Below are 16,844 nucleotides of genomic sequence, written 5' to 3' on the forward strand. Positions count from 1 at the left end.
GGGTGGCGTTAACAAGGGGCCCCTCCGCTACCGGAGGCGTTAAGAAGGGGCCCTTCCTCTGCTCAGCGGCGTTCCCAGCCGCGGTCGCGGCGGTCCTCGTAGCGCCGGTCGCCGCCGCCGTCGGCGTCGCGGTCTCGGCGTACGGTGGCCTTGCGGCCCTTGATCGTGCTGCCGCGCAGGCCGGCGATGACCTCGTCGGCCAGCCCGACCGGCACCTCCACCAGCGAGAACCGGTCGGCGATCTCGATCGAGCCGATGTCCCGCCCGCTCACCCCGGTCTCGCCGGTGATCGCACCCACCAGGTCCTGCGGCCGGACACCGGCCCGCCGGCCCAGCCCGATGAAGACCTGCGCCGTGCCCGCGCCCCGGGGGCGTCCCGTCCGGCGCTCGCCCCGGCCCTCGTACCCCGGACGCCCCTCGCGGGGTGCGCGGACCGCCACCTGCGGGATCTCCTGATCCTCGTCCATGGTGCCCGGCAGCGTGGTCTCGTGGGCCAGGCTGACCGCGGCGAGCGCCACCTCCATCAGGTCGAACTCGTCGCTCAACGACTCGACGATCGCCCGGAACGGTTCGAGGTCGTCCTCCAGCAGGCTCTCCCGGAGCGCCGCCTGGGTCAGCTCCAGCCGGCGGTTCCGCAGGTCCGCTACCGTGGGGATCTTGTCGACGGTGATCCGCTGACCGGTGACCCGCTCGATCGTCTTGAGCATCCGGTGCTCGCGGGGCTCGGCGAGGGTGATCGCCACCCCCTCCCGCCCGGCGCGGCCCACCCGGCCGATCCGGTGCACGTACGACTCGGGCGCCGACGGCACGTCGTAGTTGACGACGTGGCTGAGCTGCTCCACGTCCAGACCGCGGGCCGCCACGTCGGTGGCCACGAGCAGGTCGGCGGTGCCGCCACGCAGCCGGCCCATCACCCGGTCACGCTGTTCCTGGCTCATCCCGCCGTGCAGCGCCTCGGCCCGGTACCCGCGGCCGTTCATCGTCTCGGTGAGCCGGTCCACCTCCTCCCGGCTGCGACAGAAGACGATCGCCGCGGTGGGGGACTCCACGTCCAGCACCCGGCCCAGGGCAGCCGGCTTGTGCGCCCGGGCCACCAGGTACGCGCTCTGCCGCACCCGGGGTGCCTCGCCGGCCACCGGCTGCTCGCGGGCGATGAGGATGCGCACCGGGTCGGTCAGGTGCGTGCGGGCCATTCCGTCGATGCGGCTGGGCATGGTGGCCGAGAACAGCACCGTCTGCCGCTGCTCCGGCGCGTGCTCCAGGATCGCCTCGATGTCCTCGGCGAAGCCCATGTCCAGCATCTCGTCGGCCTCGTCCAGCACCACGGTGGTGAGGTGGCCCAGGCGCAGGGTGCCGCGGGCGATGTGGTCCAGCGCGCGGCCGGGGGTGGCCACCACGACGTCCACACCGGCGTCCAGGGCGCGCAGCTGCCGGCCGATCGGCTGGCCGCCGTAGATCGGCAGCACCCGGGTGCCGAGGTCCTTGCCGTACCGGTGGAACGCCTCGGAGACCTGCACCGCCAGCTCCCGCGTGGGCACCAGCACCAACGCCACCGGGTCGCCGGGGCGGTCGTCCGGCATCCGTTGCAGCAGCGGCAGCGCGAACGCCGCCGTCTTTCCCGTGCCGGTCGCCGCCTGCCCGAGCAGGTCCCGCCCGGCCAACAGGGGAGGGATCGCCTCCCGCTGAATGGGGGTGGGCTCCTCGTAGCCGAGCGCCGCCAGCGCGGCCAGCAGCTCGGGCCGCAGGCCGAGGTCGGCGAAGGCGGGCGGGTCGGTGGGGGGCGCGAGCGGTTCGGGCGTGGAACTCATGGGTCAAGCTTTTCATCACCCCCGCGTGCCCGTCGCGGCGACCACCGGAACACCCCGGTCCGGGAGTCCCGCCGTCCGTGCCGGCGGGCCCCCGGACCGGGTCACCGAGTGACCAGCGCCAGGATGATCGTGATCCCGACGGCGGCGTCGAGGACGCCGCACCACTCGGCGTAGCCGCGCGGGACGACCCGGCCGGTGCGGTGGTGGACCAGGTCCCACCCGGCGTGGGCCAGCCAGCCGATCGCCACCAGCCAGTACGCGGTGTCGCCGCCGACGGTCGCGGCGGCCACGGTGAGCGCCGACCAGGCCACCAGCCCGACGAGCTGGAGCCGGAGCGCGCCCGGCACGGCCCACTGCCGGCGGACGGTGCCGATCACGAGGTAGCCGGCCGGCAGGACCAGCAGCGTCCAGGCGGGGAGCAGGGCAGGCGAGGTCCAGTTGTCGACGGTCATGAGCAGCGCCAGGCACGTGGGCCAGCGGTGCGCGAGGGCGGCGAGACGGTGGCGACGGCGATCCGGCGTCGTGACGGTGTCCGGCGAAACGTTCGGTGTCATGGCCCGAGCCTCACCCCACCAGGGGGAGTGGCGGCACCGCCGCGACGTCACCGAGCGGCCGGGTGGAACGCCCGGCGGACCCGGGCGTTTCACGGGTACGGCGTCCGCGCCGCCGCGGCCTACCATGCGAGGCGTGACGAGCGATCCGGCGGTTGCACCGACGGACCGGCGGCTGCGCCAGGCCCGGCTCGCCACCGCGATCTCCCTTACCGCCGGGATGCTCGCCGCCCTGCTGCTGCCCGCCGTCGGCCTCGCCCGGGAACCGGACCCCTGGCGCGTGGCCGGGGGAGCGGTGGGCCTGACCGCCGTCGCCGCCGTCCTGGCCGCCGCTCTCCGCGCGGCGGTCACCCCGCCGTCGGACCTGCCGCCCCGACGGCGGATCCGGTACGCGCTCGCCCTCGTCACCGCGGCCAGCGTGCCGCTGGTCGGGCCGGTCGCGGCCGGCGCGTGGCCCACCTGGGCGTGGCTGGGCGCGGTGGTCGTCGGTGCGGTGCCGCTGCTCGCCCCGCTCCGGGCGCTCGTCCCGGCGGCGGTGCTCGTGCTCGCCACGTCCGGTGCCGTCGCGGCGGCCACCGGTGGTCCGGTCGGTCGGGCCCTGGCCGTCACCGGCACGGTTGGGCTGGGCCTCGCGGCCGTCAACGGCTTCCAGACCTGGTTCTGGGACCTGCTGGTGCAGGCGGCGCGTGGGCGCGCGGCGCAGGCCCGGTTGGCCGCCGCACAGGAACGGCTCCGGTTCGCCGGGGACGTGCACGACCTGCTCGGCCACCACCTGACGGTGATCGCGCTCAAGGCGGAACTCGCCGCGCGTCTCGCCGGCAGCGACCCGGAGCGGGCCGGCCGGGAGGCGGCCGAGGCGCAGCGGCTCGCCTCCTCCGCCCTCGGCGAACTGCGCCGCACCGTGCACGGCTACCGCCGCGTCGACCTGGCCGAACAGGTCGGCGCCGTCGGGCAGGTGCTGACGTCGTCCGGGGTCCGGTGCACGGTCGTGCCGCCCGCGGGCGACCTGCCCGACGAGGCCGCCACGCAGCTCGCCGCCGTGCTCCGCGAGGCGGGCACCAACGTGCTGCGCCACAGCCGGGCCGGCTGGTGCCGGATCGAGATCAGCCAGGAGGCGGACGTGGCGAGGATGACCGTGACCAACGACGGCGTCGCGGCCGACACCGCGCCCGACCGGCACAGTCACGGCCTGCGGGGTCTGGCCGACCGACTGGCGGCGACCGGTGGGCAGCTGCAGACCCGCAGCGAGGGTGGAGTGTTCACCGTCGAGGCGACCGTGCCGACGGCGTCATGATCCGGGTGCTGCTCGCCGACGACGAGGAACTGATCCGTACCGCCCTCGCCGCCCTGCTCGACCTCGAACCGGACGTCGAGGTCGTGGCGCAGGCACCCGACGGCGCGGCGGCGGTGACTGCGGCCCTCGCGCACCGGCCGGACGTCGCCGTCGTGGACCTGGCCATGCCCCGGCTGGACGGCTTCCAGGTCGCGGCCGAGCTGGCCCGGGCGCTGCCGACCTGCGCGGTCGTCATCCTGACCGGACAGGGACGGCCGCCGCACCTCGCCCGGGCGCTCACCGCCGGCGCCCGGGGCTTCCTGCCCAAGGGCGCGCCCGGCGGCGCGCTGGCCGACGTGATCCGTCGCGTGCACGCCGGCGGCCGGTACGTCGACCCGGCACTCGCCGCGGACGCGCTCACCATCCCGCCCTGTCCGCTGACCCCACGGGAGCTGGAGACCCTGCGGCTGGCCGAGGACGGCTCCCCGGTCGCCTCGATCGCCCGGCGCGCCCACCTGTCCAGCGGTACGGTCCGCAACTATCTGGCGATCGCGGTGCAGAAGCTGGGCGTCGACAGCCGGGCCGAGGCCGTCCGCGTCGCGCGCGAGAACGGCTGGCTCTGAGAGCCGTCCACCCGGGCGGCTGCAACGGCGGGCGGCCGCCGGGACGACATCGCCCCGACGGCCGCCGTCGGTGAACCCGGTCAGCGCCGCGGCGGCGCCGGGATGTCGTACCGCTTGAAGGTGGGCTCGGCGGTCGCGGTCCGCGCGGTCCGCGCCGTCGAGGTCTCGGCCGTCTCATCGGCCGCGTAGAGCCGGACGGCGGAGTTGATGGTGCGGGTGACGAAGCCGATCTGCTGCCCACCCGAGTTCTGCCAGGTGAACGCGGTCGGGTCGGTGGGGTAGGTCTCGCCCGGCGTCACCGGCCCCCACGACGTCCAGGTGGTGGACCCGGCAGCGGTCTGCCGGGACCGGTGGATGCTGCCGTCCGAGGCACGGACGAAGACCCACACGCGACCCGTGGAGGGGCTGAGCAGCGCGCTGGGTGAGCCCTCCGGGGTGATCGAGGCGTCCCCGATCGCCGTCCAGGTCCCCGGCCACGTCCCGTCGGTGTTCTGCAGCTGCGCCTTGACCGTGCCGTCGGTGTTGCGGGCGAACACCATCACCCGGAGTCCCGGCAGGACGGTGGTCGTCGGCGTACCGGTGAAGCCGGAGCCACCGAGGCTGGTCCAGCCGGAGGTCAGCGCCCCCGCCCGCCAGGTGGCGCTCGTGACCTGGCCCGCGCTGGTGGTCGCGAAGATCGTGGCGGCGCCGTCGGCGCCCGAGAGGACGACCGGCGTGCCGGTCAGGCCGCTGCCGCCGAGCGGCGTCCACGGCAGCAGGTCACCGGCGTTGCCGTCCTGACGACGGTGCCACAGGGCCCCGGCCTCGTCGTATGCGAAGACCGCCTGGCTGCCGTCGGAGAGCCGCACCACGGCCGGCTCGGACTTCATCGCCCCGCCCAGACCGAGCCAGGGGTTCCAGTCCGGCATGGCGGGCGTCTTCTGGGTCAGCGACCGGACGTCGCTGGTCGTCTCGTGGGCGTAGATGTTGACCCGGCTCTGGTTGTCCGCGACCAGCGCCGGCTTGCCCGTGTACGCCTCCACGCCGGGCACCGGCGACCACTGGACCGACCCGAGGGAGTCGGGGTTCGCCCGGCCGTGCCGCAACTGGCCGATGTTGTCGGTGTAGGCGAGCTCCAGGGTGCCCAGCGCGGTGGACGTGGCCGGCGCCTGCATCACCGCGATCGGCGCGTCGGGCTGCACCGGCGTCGACGGCCGGGCCGGGCCGACGTTCGCGCCCTGCCGGCAGGTGTTCGTCGTGGCGAAGACGTTCGGGTAGCCACCCCACCCGTTGCCGATCTGGTCGGTCGCGAGCCCCCAGCCCTTCAGGTCCTCCCGGTACCGGTACTGGAAGAGGTCGCCGTCGCCCTGCAGGCCGAACAGAGTGTCGCCACCGGCGGAGAAGAGGCCCTTGGCGAACCCGCTCCAGGAGGTGCTCCCGGCAACCCGGTCGCGGTACAACCAGCGCTGGCTCACCGGATCGAAGTGGTGCCGGAACAGCCGGCCGTCGGTGTGGCGCGTGAAGAGGACGCCGGGGCCGGCGGCGACGACCAGGTTGAACCGCTCCCAGCCGCTGTCGAGTACGCGGCCGTTGATCGTCCAGGTTCTCGTCGACTCGTTGAACCGGTACCAGCGCAGCTTGCCGTTGCCGTCGATCAGGTAGAAGTCACCGGTCTCGTCAATGGTGATCTTGTCCCGATAGGACCCGGCGTAGCTCTGGAAGCTCGAACTGATGAGCCAGTTAATCTTTCCGTCGACCGGCTCCCAGGCGGAGCCGGTCCACCGGAAACGAGTGAGACCCGCCGAGTTGATGCCGTAGACCCGGCCGTCGGGACCGCCGAGGAGGCGGCCGTAACCATTCCAGCCGCTGCTGCCGATGTTCGTCGGCTGACTCCACACCCCGCCGTCGCGGCCCGGGGTGCTGTACGTCCGCCGCTGCAGCGTGCCGGCGGTGGTGGAGTTGAAGACGACCGCCGGGCCGGTGCAGCTGAACGAATCCGTCACCGCGTGGGCCGGAGCGGTCGCAAATGGAACGGTGAGGCCGGCGGCGACGACCGTCAACGCGACGGCCGAGCGAACAGTGGTGCGCCGGGAAACAATTCCCGACAGCCGGTTCTGGGCATGATGTAACACGTTTCCTGCACCCTCCCCCGAAATGGGCATCCAGTGTGGGCCGACGGCGTTCTCTAAACCATTCCCTCGGCGGATAAATGCGCGGTGGGCCCCATGTCGACCCGGGTCTCGGGCCGACAGGCGCCCATCATGCACGACCCTCGAGGCGCTGCCAAGAGCCGAGATCGGCCGTAGCCGATTGCACCAAGTGCCCGAAATGCACGGACTAAGACGGGCATACCTGGCGGTTGGCGTGACGGTCCGTAGTAGTCCCAGGTGACAAGCGTCGTTGGCTGCGGATGCGAGGACGGGTCTTGACAGACGCCCGAACCGCTGCGACGGTACAGCGGCGCATTGAAGGTGAACAGCACACGGGGGTGTGAGGTCATGTCTATTCGCATGCTGGCGCATTGGCGCAGATGGGCATCGTCGAGCGGTGGTGAGCGCACCCACCGCCCGGCCTGAGTTCCGTCCTTCCTGATCCGATCCAGCGCCCTCGACCGCTGACGTCCGCCGCCTCGGCGTCGCCTTCGTCACCTGCTCCGGGCCTTCCTCCGCACCAGTTCCACCGCATCGCCGCACGGGTTGCGGCGCGCCCTCGCGCGTCCCGACGCCCGCCCATCCACCGATCAACCCGGGGGTTGACGATGTCCTTCGGTCTTCGGCGCACCTTCGACCGGTCTCCGCGACCGGCGCGCCGCATCCCGCTGCTGAGCGCGGTCGCTGTGCGCCCGTTCGTCGCGGCCGCCCTGGCCGGCGTGCTCGCACTCAACCTGGGTGGCAGCGGGGTGAGCGGTCTGTCGCCGTCGGCCGCCGGGCGCGAGGGTGCCAGCCGTGGCGCCGCCGGGGCGAAGCCGGGCCAGGCCTGGGGCTCGGCGGCGGGGCGGGACCACGTCACGAAGGGGCGCGTCAACCGGGAGCTCCCGAAGTCGCTGCGCGGGCACTACCCGCTGCACCGGTTGGCGCAGGAGGCGAAGCCGGCCGGCAACAAGGCGAGCGTGGCGAAGCCGCCGACGGGCACGGCCAAGGGCTTCGACCTGACGACCAGCCGCGAGCGGCCGGCCGAGCGCGACGCCCAGCGGCGCGTGTACGACAACGCCGACGGCACCCAGACCACCGAGTTCTCGTCCGCGCCGGTCAACTACCGGCGCCCCGACGGCAGTTGGGCTCCCATCGACAGCAGCCTGGTCCCGGCCCCGGACGGCTCCGGCTGGCAGAACGCGGCGGACGCGACGGCGGTGCGGCTGGCCGGCCGGTCCGACGCGGCGGATCTGGTCCGCCTCACGTTCGAGGGCGGGGCCGAGTTCGGCTACGCGCTGGCCGACGCGACCGGAGTGGCCGGCCGGGCCACCGACGACGCGGTGACCTACCCGGGCGTCCGGCCGGAGGTCGACCTGCGTCTCGAACCGCGCCCCGGCGGGGTCAAGGAGACGCTGGTCCTGCACTCCGCCTCGGCGCCGACCTCCTACCTGTTCCCGCTGCGGCTGCGTGACCTGACCGCGAAGCTGGTCGACGGGCAGGTCGTGCTGACCGACAAGGCCGGCGCGCAGCGGGCCGTCATCCCACCCGGGTACATGCTGGACGCCGGCGATGGCTCCCGCGGCCCGGCGACCTCCACCGGCGTGCGCTACGAACTGGTCGACGCCGGCGGCCGGCCCGCCCTACGCGTGTCGCTGGACCGCGCGTGGCTTCAGGACGCGGACCGTCGCTACCCCGTCGAGGTCGATCCGACGGTCGGCCCGCCGGTGACCGGCATCGGCGCGGACAGCAGCATGTACGTGCACGGCAGCAGCTCCACCTCCGGCAGTCAGGAGCTGCTGGTGGGCCGCGCCAGCGGCGCCAACGCGGCCGCGTACCTCAAGTTCGGCGGGCTGGTCAACCAGCTGCGCAACCACACCATCCACGGTGTGGCGCTGTCGGTGGTCAACTACGACGCGGCGTCCTGCAAGCCGCGGACGGTCACCGTCCACCCGGTGACGGAGGCGTGGACCGCGGGCACCGGCCACTCGTACCCCGGACCGTCGGTGGGCGGTTCCATCGCCAGCCGCTCCTTCGCACACGGCTACGTCGCCTTCGGCCAACCCCAGTCGGCCTGCCCGGCGGCCGGCGAGATGTTCGACCTCGGCGTCGGCGGCCGGAACCTGGTGCAGCGGTGGGTCAACGGCCAGCAGGCCAACAACGGTCTCTCGCTGCGGGCGTCAACGACCGACTCGACGGCGTGGAAGCGCTTCGCCGGCACCGGCACCGCCAACCCGCCGAAGCTCTACGTCACGCACTCGCCCTACAACGCCGCGTACGCGATCCCGAAGCCGACCCCGGAGCCGCCGGTCCTGCGCAACCAGGACGGCAAGGTGAAGGTCACGGTGACCAACCTCGGCGCCGAGGACTGGACTCCGGCGAACTACTACCTTGCCTACCGGGTCTACAACGCGCAGACCGGTGCGGCCGTCACCCAGCAGCGGGCCGCGAACCTGCCGGCCACCCTCGTCCGGGGCGCGAAGGTTACCCTCGACGCCACCGTGAAGCGGCTGGAGCCGGGGGCGTACTTCCTGGACTTCACCATGGTCCGCACCGGCGGCGCGGTCTTCACCGACCACCAGGTGCCGCCGGGCCGGATCGTGCTCCAGGTCTTCGACGTGCCCCCGGTGGTGCAGGAGCTCTACCCGGGCAACGGGTACCAGGCGCCGACCCTGACGCCGCTGCTGTGGGCCCGCGCCGTCGACTCCGACGCCGCACCCGGCGCGACTCTGTCGTTCAAGTTCGAGGTCTGCGACCGGACCGACGCCGGCGCCGCCAACAACTGCACCAACTCCGGCTACGTGACCAAGCCCTCCTGGGCCGTCCCGGCCGGGCGGCTGTCCTGGAGCAAGACGTACCTCTGGCGCGCGTACGTCAAGGACGGCGTGAACGAGGTGCGGTCCCCGGACTCAGTGCTGCTCACCTCGGTTCCTCAGCCCGACCTGCTGTCCCGCATCGCCGGTTCGCCGGACGCGGAGCGCGGCCGGGAGTTCGACGCCCAGGTCGGCAACTTCACGACCTCGGCGATCGACGCCACCGTGGTGACGGTGGGCCCGGAGCTGAACTTGCTTCGCACCTACAACAGCCTCGACCCGCGCCCGTCCGCCGTCTTCGGCGCGGGCTGGTCGAGCCGGTACGACATGAAGCTCACGCCGGACAACGACGGCTCCGGAAACGTGGTGATCCGCTACCCGGACGGGCAGGAGGTGCGGTTCGGCAAGAACCCGGACGGGACGTACGCCGCGCCGTCGGGTCGCGTGGCCCGGTTGACCGTCGACTCCACCAGTTGGAAGCTGCTGGACCGGTCCGGCACGACCTACGAGTTCTCCCTCACCGGCAAGCTTGTCAAGATCACCGACAAGACCTCCCGGTCGGTCCGGCTGATCTACGACGCCATCAGCGGCAAGCTGGCGCGCGCCCAGGTCGCCAACAGCCTCACCAACACCGCCGGCCGCGCCCTGCACTTCACCTGGACCGGCGACCACGTCACCACCGTCAAGACCGACGCCGTCAACGGCGCCCAGCTGACCTGGACCTACACCTACACCGGTGACCTGCTCACCAAGGTCTGTTCGCCGACCAACGCCTGCACCGGCTACGAGTACGCCGCCGGCTCGCACTACCGCACCGCCGTGCTCGACGCCCGCCCCGACTCCTACTACCGCCTCGGAGAGGGCGAGGGCACCGCGGCGGCCAGCGACGTCGCGATCAACCTTGGCAAGGACGCCGCCACCTACCGGAACGTGACCCTCGCCCAGCCCGGCGTCGTCGAGGGCACGACCAACACCGCCGCCTCATTCAACGGCACGTCCTCCTACGTGGAGCTTCCCAAGGGCCTGGTGAAGAAGAGCCGGGACGCGGCGGTCGAGCTGTGGTTCAAGATCGGCCTCACCCAGACGGGCGGCCCGCTGATCGGCTACCAGGACAAGGCCGTGGGCACGGCCGCCACCAGCGGCGTGCCGGTCCTCTACACCGGCACCGACGGCCGGCTGCGCGGCCAGTTCGCCGGCGGCACGATCGCGCCGATCACCTCCACCGTCGCGGTCAACGACAACAAGTGGCACCACGTCGTGCTCGCCGCGATGGGCAGCACCCAGACCATGTACCTGGACGGCGTCAAGGTCGGCGACCGCACCGGGCAGACCATCGAGCACTCGCTGCTGACCTTCAACCAGGTCGGCGCCGCTTCGGCCACCACGCCGACGTCCTGGCCCGGCTGGGGATCGACCGCCCAGCGGCACTTCGCCGGCGTCATCGACGAGGTCGCCGTCTACTCGCACCCGATCGGCCCGGAGACCGTTGCCGCCCACTTCCGGTACGCCAAGCCCGCCGCGCAGCAGCTCACCAAGGTCACGCTGCCCAGCGGCCGGGTCGCCAGCGAGGTCGTCTACGACACCGCCACCGACCGGGTCAAGGAGTACACCGACGAGAACGGCGGCACCTGGAAGGTCGGCCTTCCGACCATCTACGGCGGCGACAACGACCTGCGGCGCAGCATCCAGGTGCTGGACCCGGCGAACCGCCCGCACCTCTACGAGTACGACGCCCTCGCCGGGCGCCTGCTGCGCTCCGGAACGCCGCTGGGCCTGGAGACGCGGCCCGAGGACCGGCCGGGCGAGCCGACCTCCTCACCCAGCCCCCCGCCGACCGAGACCTGCACGCAGCCGGACCCGAACGACCCCGCCTTTTGCACGATCATCCCGAGCAACTCGGGTGGCCCGGTGTTCGTCATGCACCCGCTCGACGGGATGGCGATCCGCACCTACTCGTACGACGCGGAGGGCTACCAAAGCAAGATCACCAACGAGAACGGCGACTCGGTGGAGATGACGTACGACAGCAAGGGCCGCCTGGCGACCCGGAAGAGCTGCCGTACCTCCACCCAGTGCTTCACCAGCTACTACACCTACTCGACCACCATCACCGACCCGCTCGACCCGCGCGTCGACCTGGCGGTGGAGTCGCGGGACGGCCGGTCGAGCAGCGCCACCGACACCCTGTACCGCACCACGTTCGCGTACGCGCCGGACGGGCAGCTGACCAGCCAGACCAACCCGGACGGCAGCACGGTCGGGCACACGTACACCAACGGCGCCGAGGTGGCGGTCGGTGGCGGGAATCCGCCCAGCGGCCTCTTGAAGACCAGCACCGACGCCCGGGGCAAGGTCACCAGTCACGCCTACTACAGCAACGGTGACCTGGCCCGGGTGACCGAGCCAAGCGGCCTGGTCACCGAGTTCACCTACGACACGCTCGGTCGCCGGCTCACCGAGAAGGAAATCTCGGACACCTACCCCGCCGGCGTCACCACGACGTACACCTACGACGAGCACTCGCGGGTGAAGACGGTCACCGGCCCGGCGACGACCGAGGCGATCTCCGGCACCCGCCACCAGGTGCGCAGCGTCAACGACTACGACGCCGACGGCAACGTCACGAAGGTCACGGTCTCCGACCTGCTCGGCGGCGATCCGGAGCGGGTCACCACCACCGAGTACGACGAGTACAACCGCCCGGTCAAGGTGGTCGACGCCGAGGGCAACGAGACCAGCTACGGGTACGACCGCTTCGGCAACAAGACGTCGATGGTGGACGCCAACGACAACCGGTACGACTGGGCGTACACCGCGCAGAACAAGGTCGCCGAGGTGCGTCTGCGTGACTGGCGCAGCGACCCGGAGGGCGCGCCCGGCACCGGCACCGGCGACTACCTCGTGCTGCACTCCTACTCGTACGACTTCGCCGGCCGGCTCGCCAGCGACACCGACGCCATGGGCCGCCGGCTGGAGTACACCTACTACCGGGACGACCTCCTTCACAAGATCACGATGAAGGGCTTCCGGAACCCGGACGGCACCACTCGCGACTACGTGGTCGAGCAACGGACGTACGACGCCGCGGGCAACATCGCCCGCAAGATCGAGGCCAACGGCACCCGGACCACCGACTTCACGTACGACCGGGCGGGCAAGGTCCTCACCAGCGTCCAAGACCCGGGCGGGCTCGCCCGGACCAGCACCATGGCGTACGACCTCAACGGCAACGTCACGCGGACCACACGTAGCGGCAAGGCGTCGAACGTGCCGTGGGCCGTCCTGGTCGTCAGCGAGACCGTCGACTACACCTACGACGACGCCGGCAACGTGCTCACCGAAAAGGTCACGGCGGGCAGCGAGACCCGGACCACCAGCTACACGTACGACCGCCGTGGCCTGCGGCTGACCGTCACCGACCCGCGGGGCAACGTCACCGGCGCCGACAAGGCGGCGTTCACCACCACCTTCCGCTACGACGAGCTCGGCAAGCAGATCGGCTCGACCGGCCCGGCCGTCGCGGCGGAGAGCGACGGCGGCGCACCGGCCACCGTCAGCGCCGAGGTCGCCATCGGCTACAACACCTTCGGCGAGCAGGTCGCCGCGCGCGACCCGCGCGGGCAGATCTCCCGGATTGAGTACGACAAGATCGGCCGCGCGGTACGCACCATCGCCCCGTCCTACCTGCCGCCGGGGGTGACCGAACAGATCACCCCGGAGACCAGGAGCAGGTACGACGGACTCGGCAACGTCGTCGAGGAGATCCGCCCCAGCGGCACCACCCGGCTCAGCTACGACCAGCTCAACCGCCTGGTCACCCGGGACGAACCCTCGTCGACCAACGACGACCGCGCGATCACCCGGTACACCTACACCCGTACCGGCGAGGTGCTGTCGGTCACCGACCCGACCGGGGCACGCGCCGAGTCCACGTACGACGACCTGGATCGCCCGGTCACGCAGACCCGCGTCGAGCGGCATCCGGTCGCGAAGAACCTCGTCACCCGGATGGTCTACGACGACCAGAGCAACCTCACGTCGGTCGTGTCGCCGACGGGCGCCACGACGGTCAACGCCTACGACACCGTGGGCGACGTCATCCGGAGCACCGCTCCCAGCGGCGAGGCGATGATCTTCGGCTACGACTACGCCGGCCGCCAGATCCGGACCTCGGACGGACTGGGCCGCACCGTCCGCGTCGGGTTCGACCTCTTCGGCGACCGGACCAGCGACTCCAACCTGAAGGCCGACGGCACGATTCTGCGGTCCCAGACCTACGCCTACGACGCGGCCGGCAACATGACCTCGTCGACGGACCCGTACGGCACCGTCACCCGGTACGAGTACGACGCCGCGAGCCGGCTGGTGAAGCAGATCGAGCCGGTGACGGACACCAAGTCCATCACCACCACGTTCGGCTACGACGTCGCCGGCAACCGCACCCGCTACACCGACGGCCGGGGCAACTCGACCATCTACACGTACAACACGCTCGGCCTGCCGGAGTCGGCGATCGAGCCGGCCACGGCGGCTCACCCGGCGGCGGCCGACCGCACCTGGACCGTGGGCTACGACGCCGAGGGCCGGGCGGTCCGGCTGAGCGCGCCGGGCGGCGTCAGCCGGCAGCGGACCTACGACGCCGCCGGCCGGCTCACCGCCGAGACCGGATCGGGCGGCGAGACCGCGACCGCCGCGCGGAGCCTGGGGTACGACCGGGCGGGCCGGCTCACCAGCGTGAGCGCCCCGAACGGCACCAACACCTACAGCTGGAACGACCGGGGGGCGCTGCTCTCCGCCACCGGCCCCTCTGGCGCCGCCAGCTTCGGCTACGACGACGACGGCCGGATGACGACGCGGACCGACGTGACCGGGACGGCCACCTTCGGCTACGTGAAGGGCCGGCTCGACTCGCTCACCGACTCGATCATCGGCCAGGTCCAGAAGCTCGGCTACGACGCCGCCGGCGAGGTGAAGACCGTCGACTACGGCGGCGGTCGGATCCGCACCTTCGGCTACGACGACTACGGCCGAGTCAGCAGCGACACACTGAAGAACGCGGGCGGGACCGTGGTCGCCTCGGTCACCTACGGCTTCGACCTGAACGGCCATCTCACTAGCAAGACCACCACCGGCATGGCGGGCGCCGGTGACAACAGCTACGCGTACGACAAGGCGGGCCGCCTCACGTCCTGGACCAGCGTGGCGGGCACGATCGCGTACGACTGGGACGACAGCGGTAACCGGATCCGCGCCGGTTCCAAGACGGCGACCTTCGACGAGCGCAACCGCCTGCTCTCCGACGGGGACTTCACCTACGCCTACACCGCCCGCGGCACGCTGCGCACCCGCACCAGTTCCGGCCTGACCGAGCAGTACTCGTTCGACGCCTTCGACCGGCTCACCGCCGCCGAGGGGCAGAGCTACGGGTACGACGGCCTGGACCGGGTGGTGTCCCGCACCGGGACGACGTTCACGTACGCCGGCTTCGGCGACGACGTGGTCGCCGACGGGGTGGAGTACTTCGCCCGCGGGCCGGCCGGCGAGGTTCTCGCCACCGCCCACGGCAGCAACGAGCGGCTGTCGCTGACCGACGCGCACGGCGACGTCGTGGCGGCCTTCGACCCGGCCAACACGGCGCTGACCGCGCTGAACGACTCGACCGCGTACGACCCGTTCGGCAAGAAGATCGGCAGCGTCGGGGACACCGGCAACCTGGGTTTCCAGGGCGACTGGACGGACCCGGACACCGGCCAGGTCGACATGGGTGCCCGCTGGTACAACCCCGGCACCGGCACCTTCACCTCCCGGGACAGCGTCAACTACCGCGGTGGCGACTCGATCCTCGCCAACCGGTACGCGTACGGCGCCGGCGCCCCGCTCGACTTCGACGACCCGGACGGCCACTGGCCCCGGTGGATGAAGCGGGCCGGCGGATGGGTGGCGGACAAGTGGAACTCCGGCACGCAGTGGGTCAGCCAGAAGTGGAACGGCAGCTGGCTGGACCGCAAGTGGGACGCCGCGTGGGACTTCGGCAAGCGCCAGTGGGAGCGCGCGAAGTCTGCCTACCGAACGGCGACTACCTTCATCGGTCAGCAGATCGACAAGGTCAAGCAGAAGGCGAAGGAGGGCTACCAGGCCTACAAGGACGGCAGGCTCGGGGACTGGGCGAAACAACAGGCCCGCGCCGCGGCCCACGAGTTCAAGGTCAAGGTGACCCAAACGGCCAGGGCGGCCCAGAAGAAACTGGTCCAGTTCACCAAGCTGCCGGTGGTCCAGGCGCTGACCAAACCGCTGATAGCAGGGGCGAAGGCCATCGTGTCTGCCGGCATCAAGGTGGCGGCCAACGTCGTCGCAGTCTCGGTACAGGCCATCAAGGACCCGGACAAGTTCCGGCAGAAGCTCCTACTCGCGGCGGCGGAGAAGCTCGCGCCGCTGGTCGAGGGCGCGACCGAAATGTGGGACAAGGCGACCCAGTTCGTCGAGGACCACGCGGCTGAGATCGTCGGCATCGCAGTCGGCGCCGTCGTCGGCATCGGGTGTGGCGCGGCGATCGGCTGGACCGGCGTCGGTGCGGTGGCCTGCGGTGCTCTGGCGGGTGCGGTCGGCTCGGCGGTCACCGGCTACATGAACGGCAAGCGCGGCTGGGACCTCGCCGGCGAGGCCGCGCTGGGCGGCCTGTTCGGCGCGGCCGGGGGCGCCCTCGGCTCCATGGCCGGTCAGGCCCTCGGTGCCGGGTTCCGGGCGCTGGGTGGTGGCTTGCGGGCGGCCGGCAGCAAGGCCCTCAGCGCCGGCATCGGCGAGGCCCGCGCCATCGGCGGTGGCATGCGCGACCTCGGCCGGAGGGCTCTCGGACGGTGCCCGAACAGCTTCACCGGCGAGACCCGCGTGCTCATGGCCGACGGCAGTCACAAGCGCATCGACCAGGTGAAGGTCGGCGACAAGGTCCTCGCGACCGACCCGACCACCGGGCGTACCGAGGTACGGCTCGTCACCGCGTTGATCGTCGGATCCGGCAGCAAGAACCTCGTCGAGATCACGGTCGACACGGACGGTCGGAAGGGCGACCGGACCGGCCAGGTGATCGCCACCGACGGTCACCCGTTCTGGTTGGCCGACCAGAGAAGGTGGCTGGACGCAGGCGACCTGCGTGCGGGGTACCGCTTCGAGACCGCCGACCACCGCCCGGTCTCGGTGGTGGCCACGCGCAAGTGGACGGAACAGCGCCAGGTCTACAACCTGACGGTGGATGGGCTCCACACCTACTACGTCCTCGTCGAGGACACCCCGGTCCTGGTGCACAACCAGACCTGCGGTCCAGGGGACTACGTAGGGAAGCACCGATCCCCCGACAGGGCGCCGGACAGCGACTACGAGGGACGGCACCGGGCGGATCCGGATGAGCTTGATCCGAATGATCCGAACCGTCCATGGCGGGAGCGGGCAGCAGAGCTTGAGACCAAGGTCGACCGTCTCGAGCAGGGCGGCGAGTACACCGGGCAGGTCGTCAAGGAGACAACCGGGTTGGACCTCCCCGATACTGCCAATGGTGGTGACCCCTTCGCGGCTCTCGCTATCGTCGCTCAAGTCACCTACATGGGAGTCAAGCGGATCGTGCAAAGAGCTGTGGGCGCATGGCGAGGTAGGGGGACGACCAGATGACGGCCCCGC

At 71.8% G+C, this 16,844-nt stretch carries 6 protein-coding genes; 3 read left to right on the plus strand and 3 right to left on the minus strand.

Going from position 1 to position 16,844, the window contains the following annotated elements; all coding sequences use genetic code 11:
- Nucleotides 1–62 precede the first annotated feature (62 nt).
- Both ACTMS0_RS21490 and ACTMS0_RS21495 read right to left on the minus strand, forming a co-directional pair.
- Nucleotides 63–1,808, minus strand: a complete 1,746-nt coding sequence (locus ACTMS0_RS21490) for a DEAD/DEAH box helicase (protein ID WP_441157030.1) — start codon at nucleotides 1,806–1,808, stop codon at nucleotides 63–65.
- Between the two features lie 101 nt (nucleotides 1,809–1,909).
- On the minus strand, nucleotides 1,910–2,362 hold the full coding sequence (locus tag ACTMS0_RS21495) for a hypothetical protein (protein ID WP_441157031.1): 453 nt from the start codon (nucleotides 2,360–2,362) through the stop codon (nucleotides 1,910–1,912).
- Between the two features lie 124 nt (nucleotides 2,363–2,486).
- Here ACTMS0_RS21495 and ACTMS0_RS21500 point away from each other — a divergent pair, with 124 nt between their 5' ends.
- On the plus strand, nucleotides 2,487–3,653 hold the full coding sequence (locus ACTMS0_RS21500; RefSeq protein ID WP_441157032.1) for a sensor histidine kinase: 1,167 nt from the start codon (nucleotides 2,487–2,489) through the stop codon (nucleotides 3,651–3,653).
- Nucleotides 3,650–4,255 (plus strand): response regulator transcription factor, encoded by a 606-nt coding sequence (locus tag ACTMS0_RS21505; protein WP_441157033.1) that lies wholly within the window; start codon nucleotides 3,650–3,652, stop codon nucleotides 4,253–4,255. Before ACTMS0_RS21500 ends, ACTMS0_RS21505 begins: the two co-directional genes overlap by 4 nt.
- A gap of 80 nt (nucleotides 4,256–4,335) precedes the next feature.
- Here ACTMS0_RS21505 and ACTMS0_RS21510 read toward each other — a convergent pair whose 3' ends face one another.
- Entirely contained in the window at nucleotides 4,336–6,237 is a 1,902-nt protein-coding gene (locus ACTMS0_RS21510) for a tachylectin-related carbohydrate-binding protein (protein WP_441157034.1), read from the minus strand.
- A 755-nt stretch (nucleotides 6,238–6,992) separates the two neighbouring features.
- Between ACTMS0_RS21510 and ACTMS0_RS21515 the strand changes: the two genes are divergently transcribed.
- On the plus strand, nucleotides 6,993–16,835 hold the full coding sequence (locus tag ACTMS0_RS21515) for a DNRLRE domain-containing protein (protein WP_441157035.1): 9,843 nt from the start codon (nucleotides 6,993–6,995) through the stop codon (nucleotides 16,833–16,835).
- Nucleotides 16,836–16,844 lie beyond the last annotated feature (9 nt).

The organism is Micromonospora sp. H33, from assembly GCF_052068455.1.
GTDB lineage: Bacteria > Actinomycetota > Actinomycetes > Mycobacteriales > Micromonosporaceae > Micromonospora.

Bases quoted from the DNA above. Each gene is read 5' to 3' on its own strand.
- ACTMS0_RS21490 (WP_441157030.1), bottom strand. From the start codon at position 1,808: ATGAGTTCCACGCCCGAACCGCTCGCGCCCCCCACCGACCCGCCCGCC.
- ACTMS0_RS21495 (WP_441157031.1), bottom strand. From the start codon at position 2,362: ATGACACCGAACGTTTCGCCGGACACCGTCACGACGCCGGATCGCCGT.
- ACTMS0_RS21500 (WP_441157032.1), top strand. From the start codon at position 2,487: ATGCGAGGCGTGACGAGCGATCCGGCGGTTGCACCGACGGACCGGCGG.
- ACTMS0_RS21505 (WP_441157033.1), top strand. From the start codon at position 3,650: ATGATCCGGGTGCTGCTCGCCGACGACGAGGAACTGATCCGTACCGCC.
- ACTMS0_RS21515 (WP_441157035.1), top strand. From the start codon at position 6,993: ATGTCCTTCGGTCTTCGGCGCACCTTCGACCGGTCTCCGCGACCGGCG.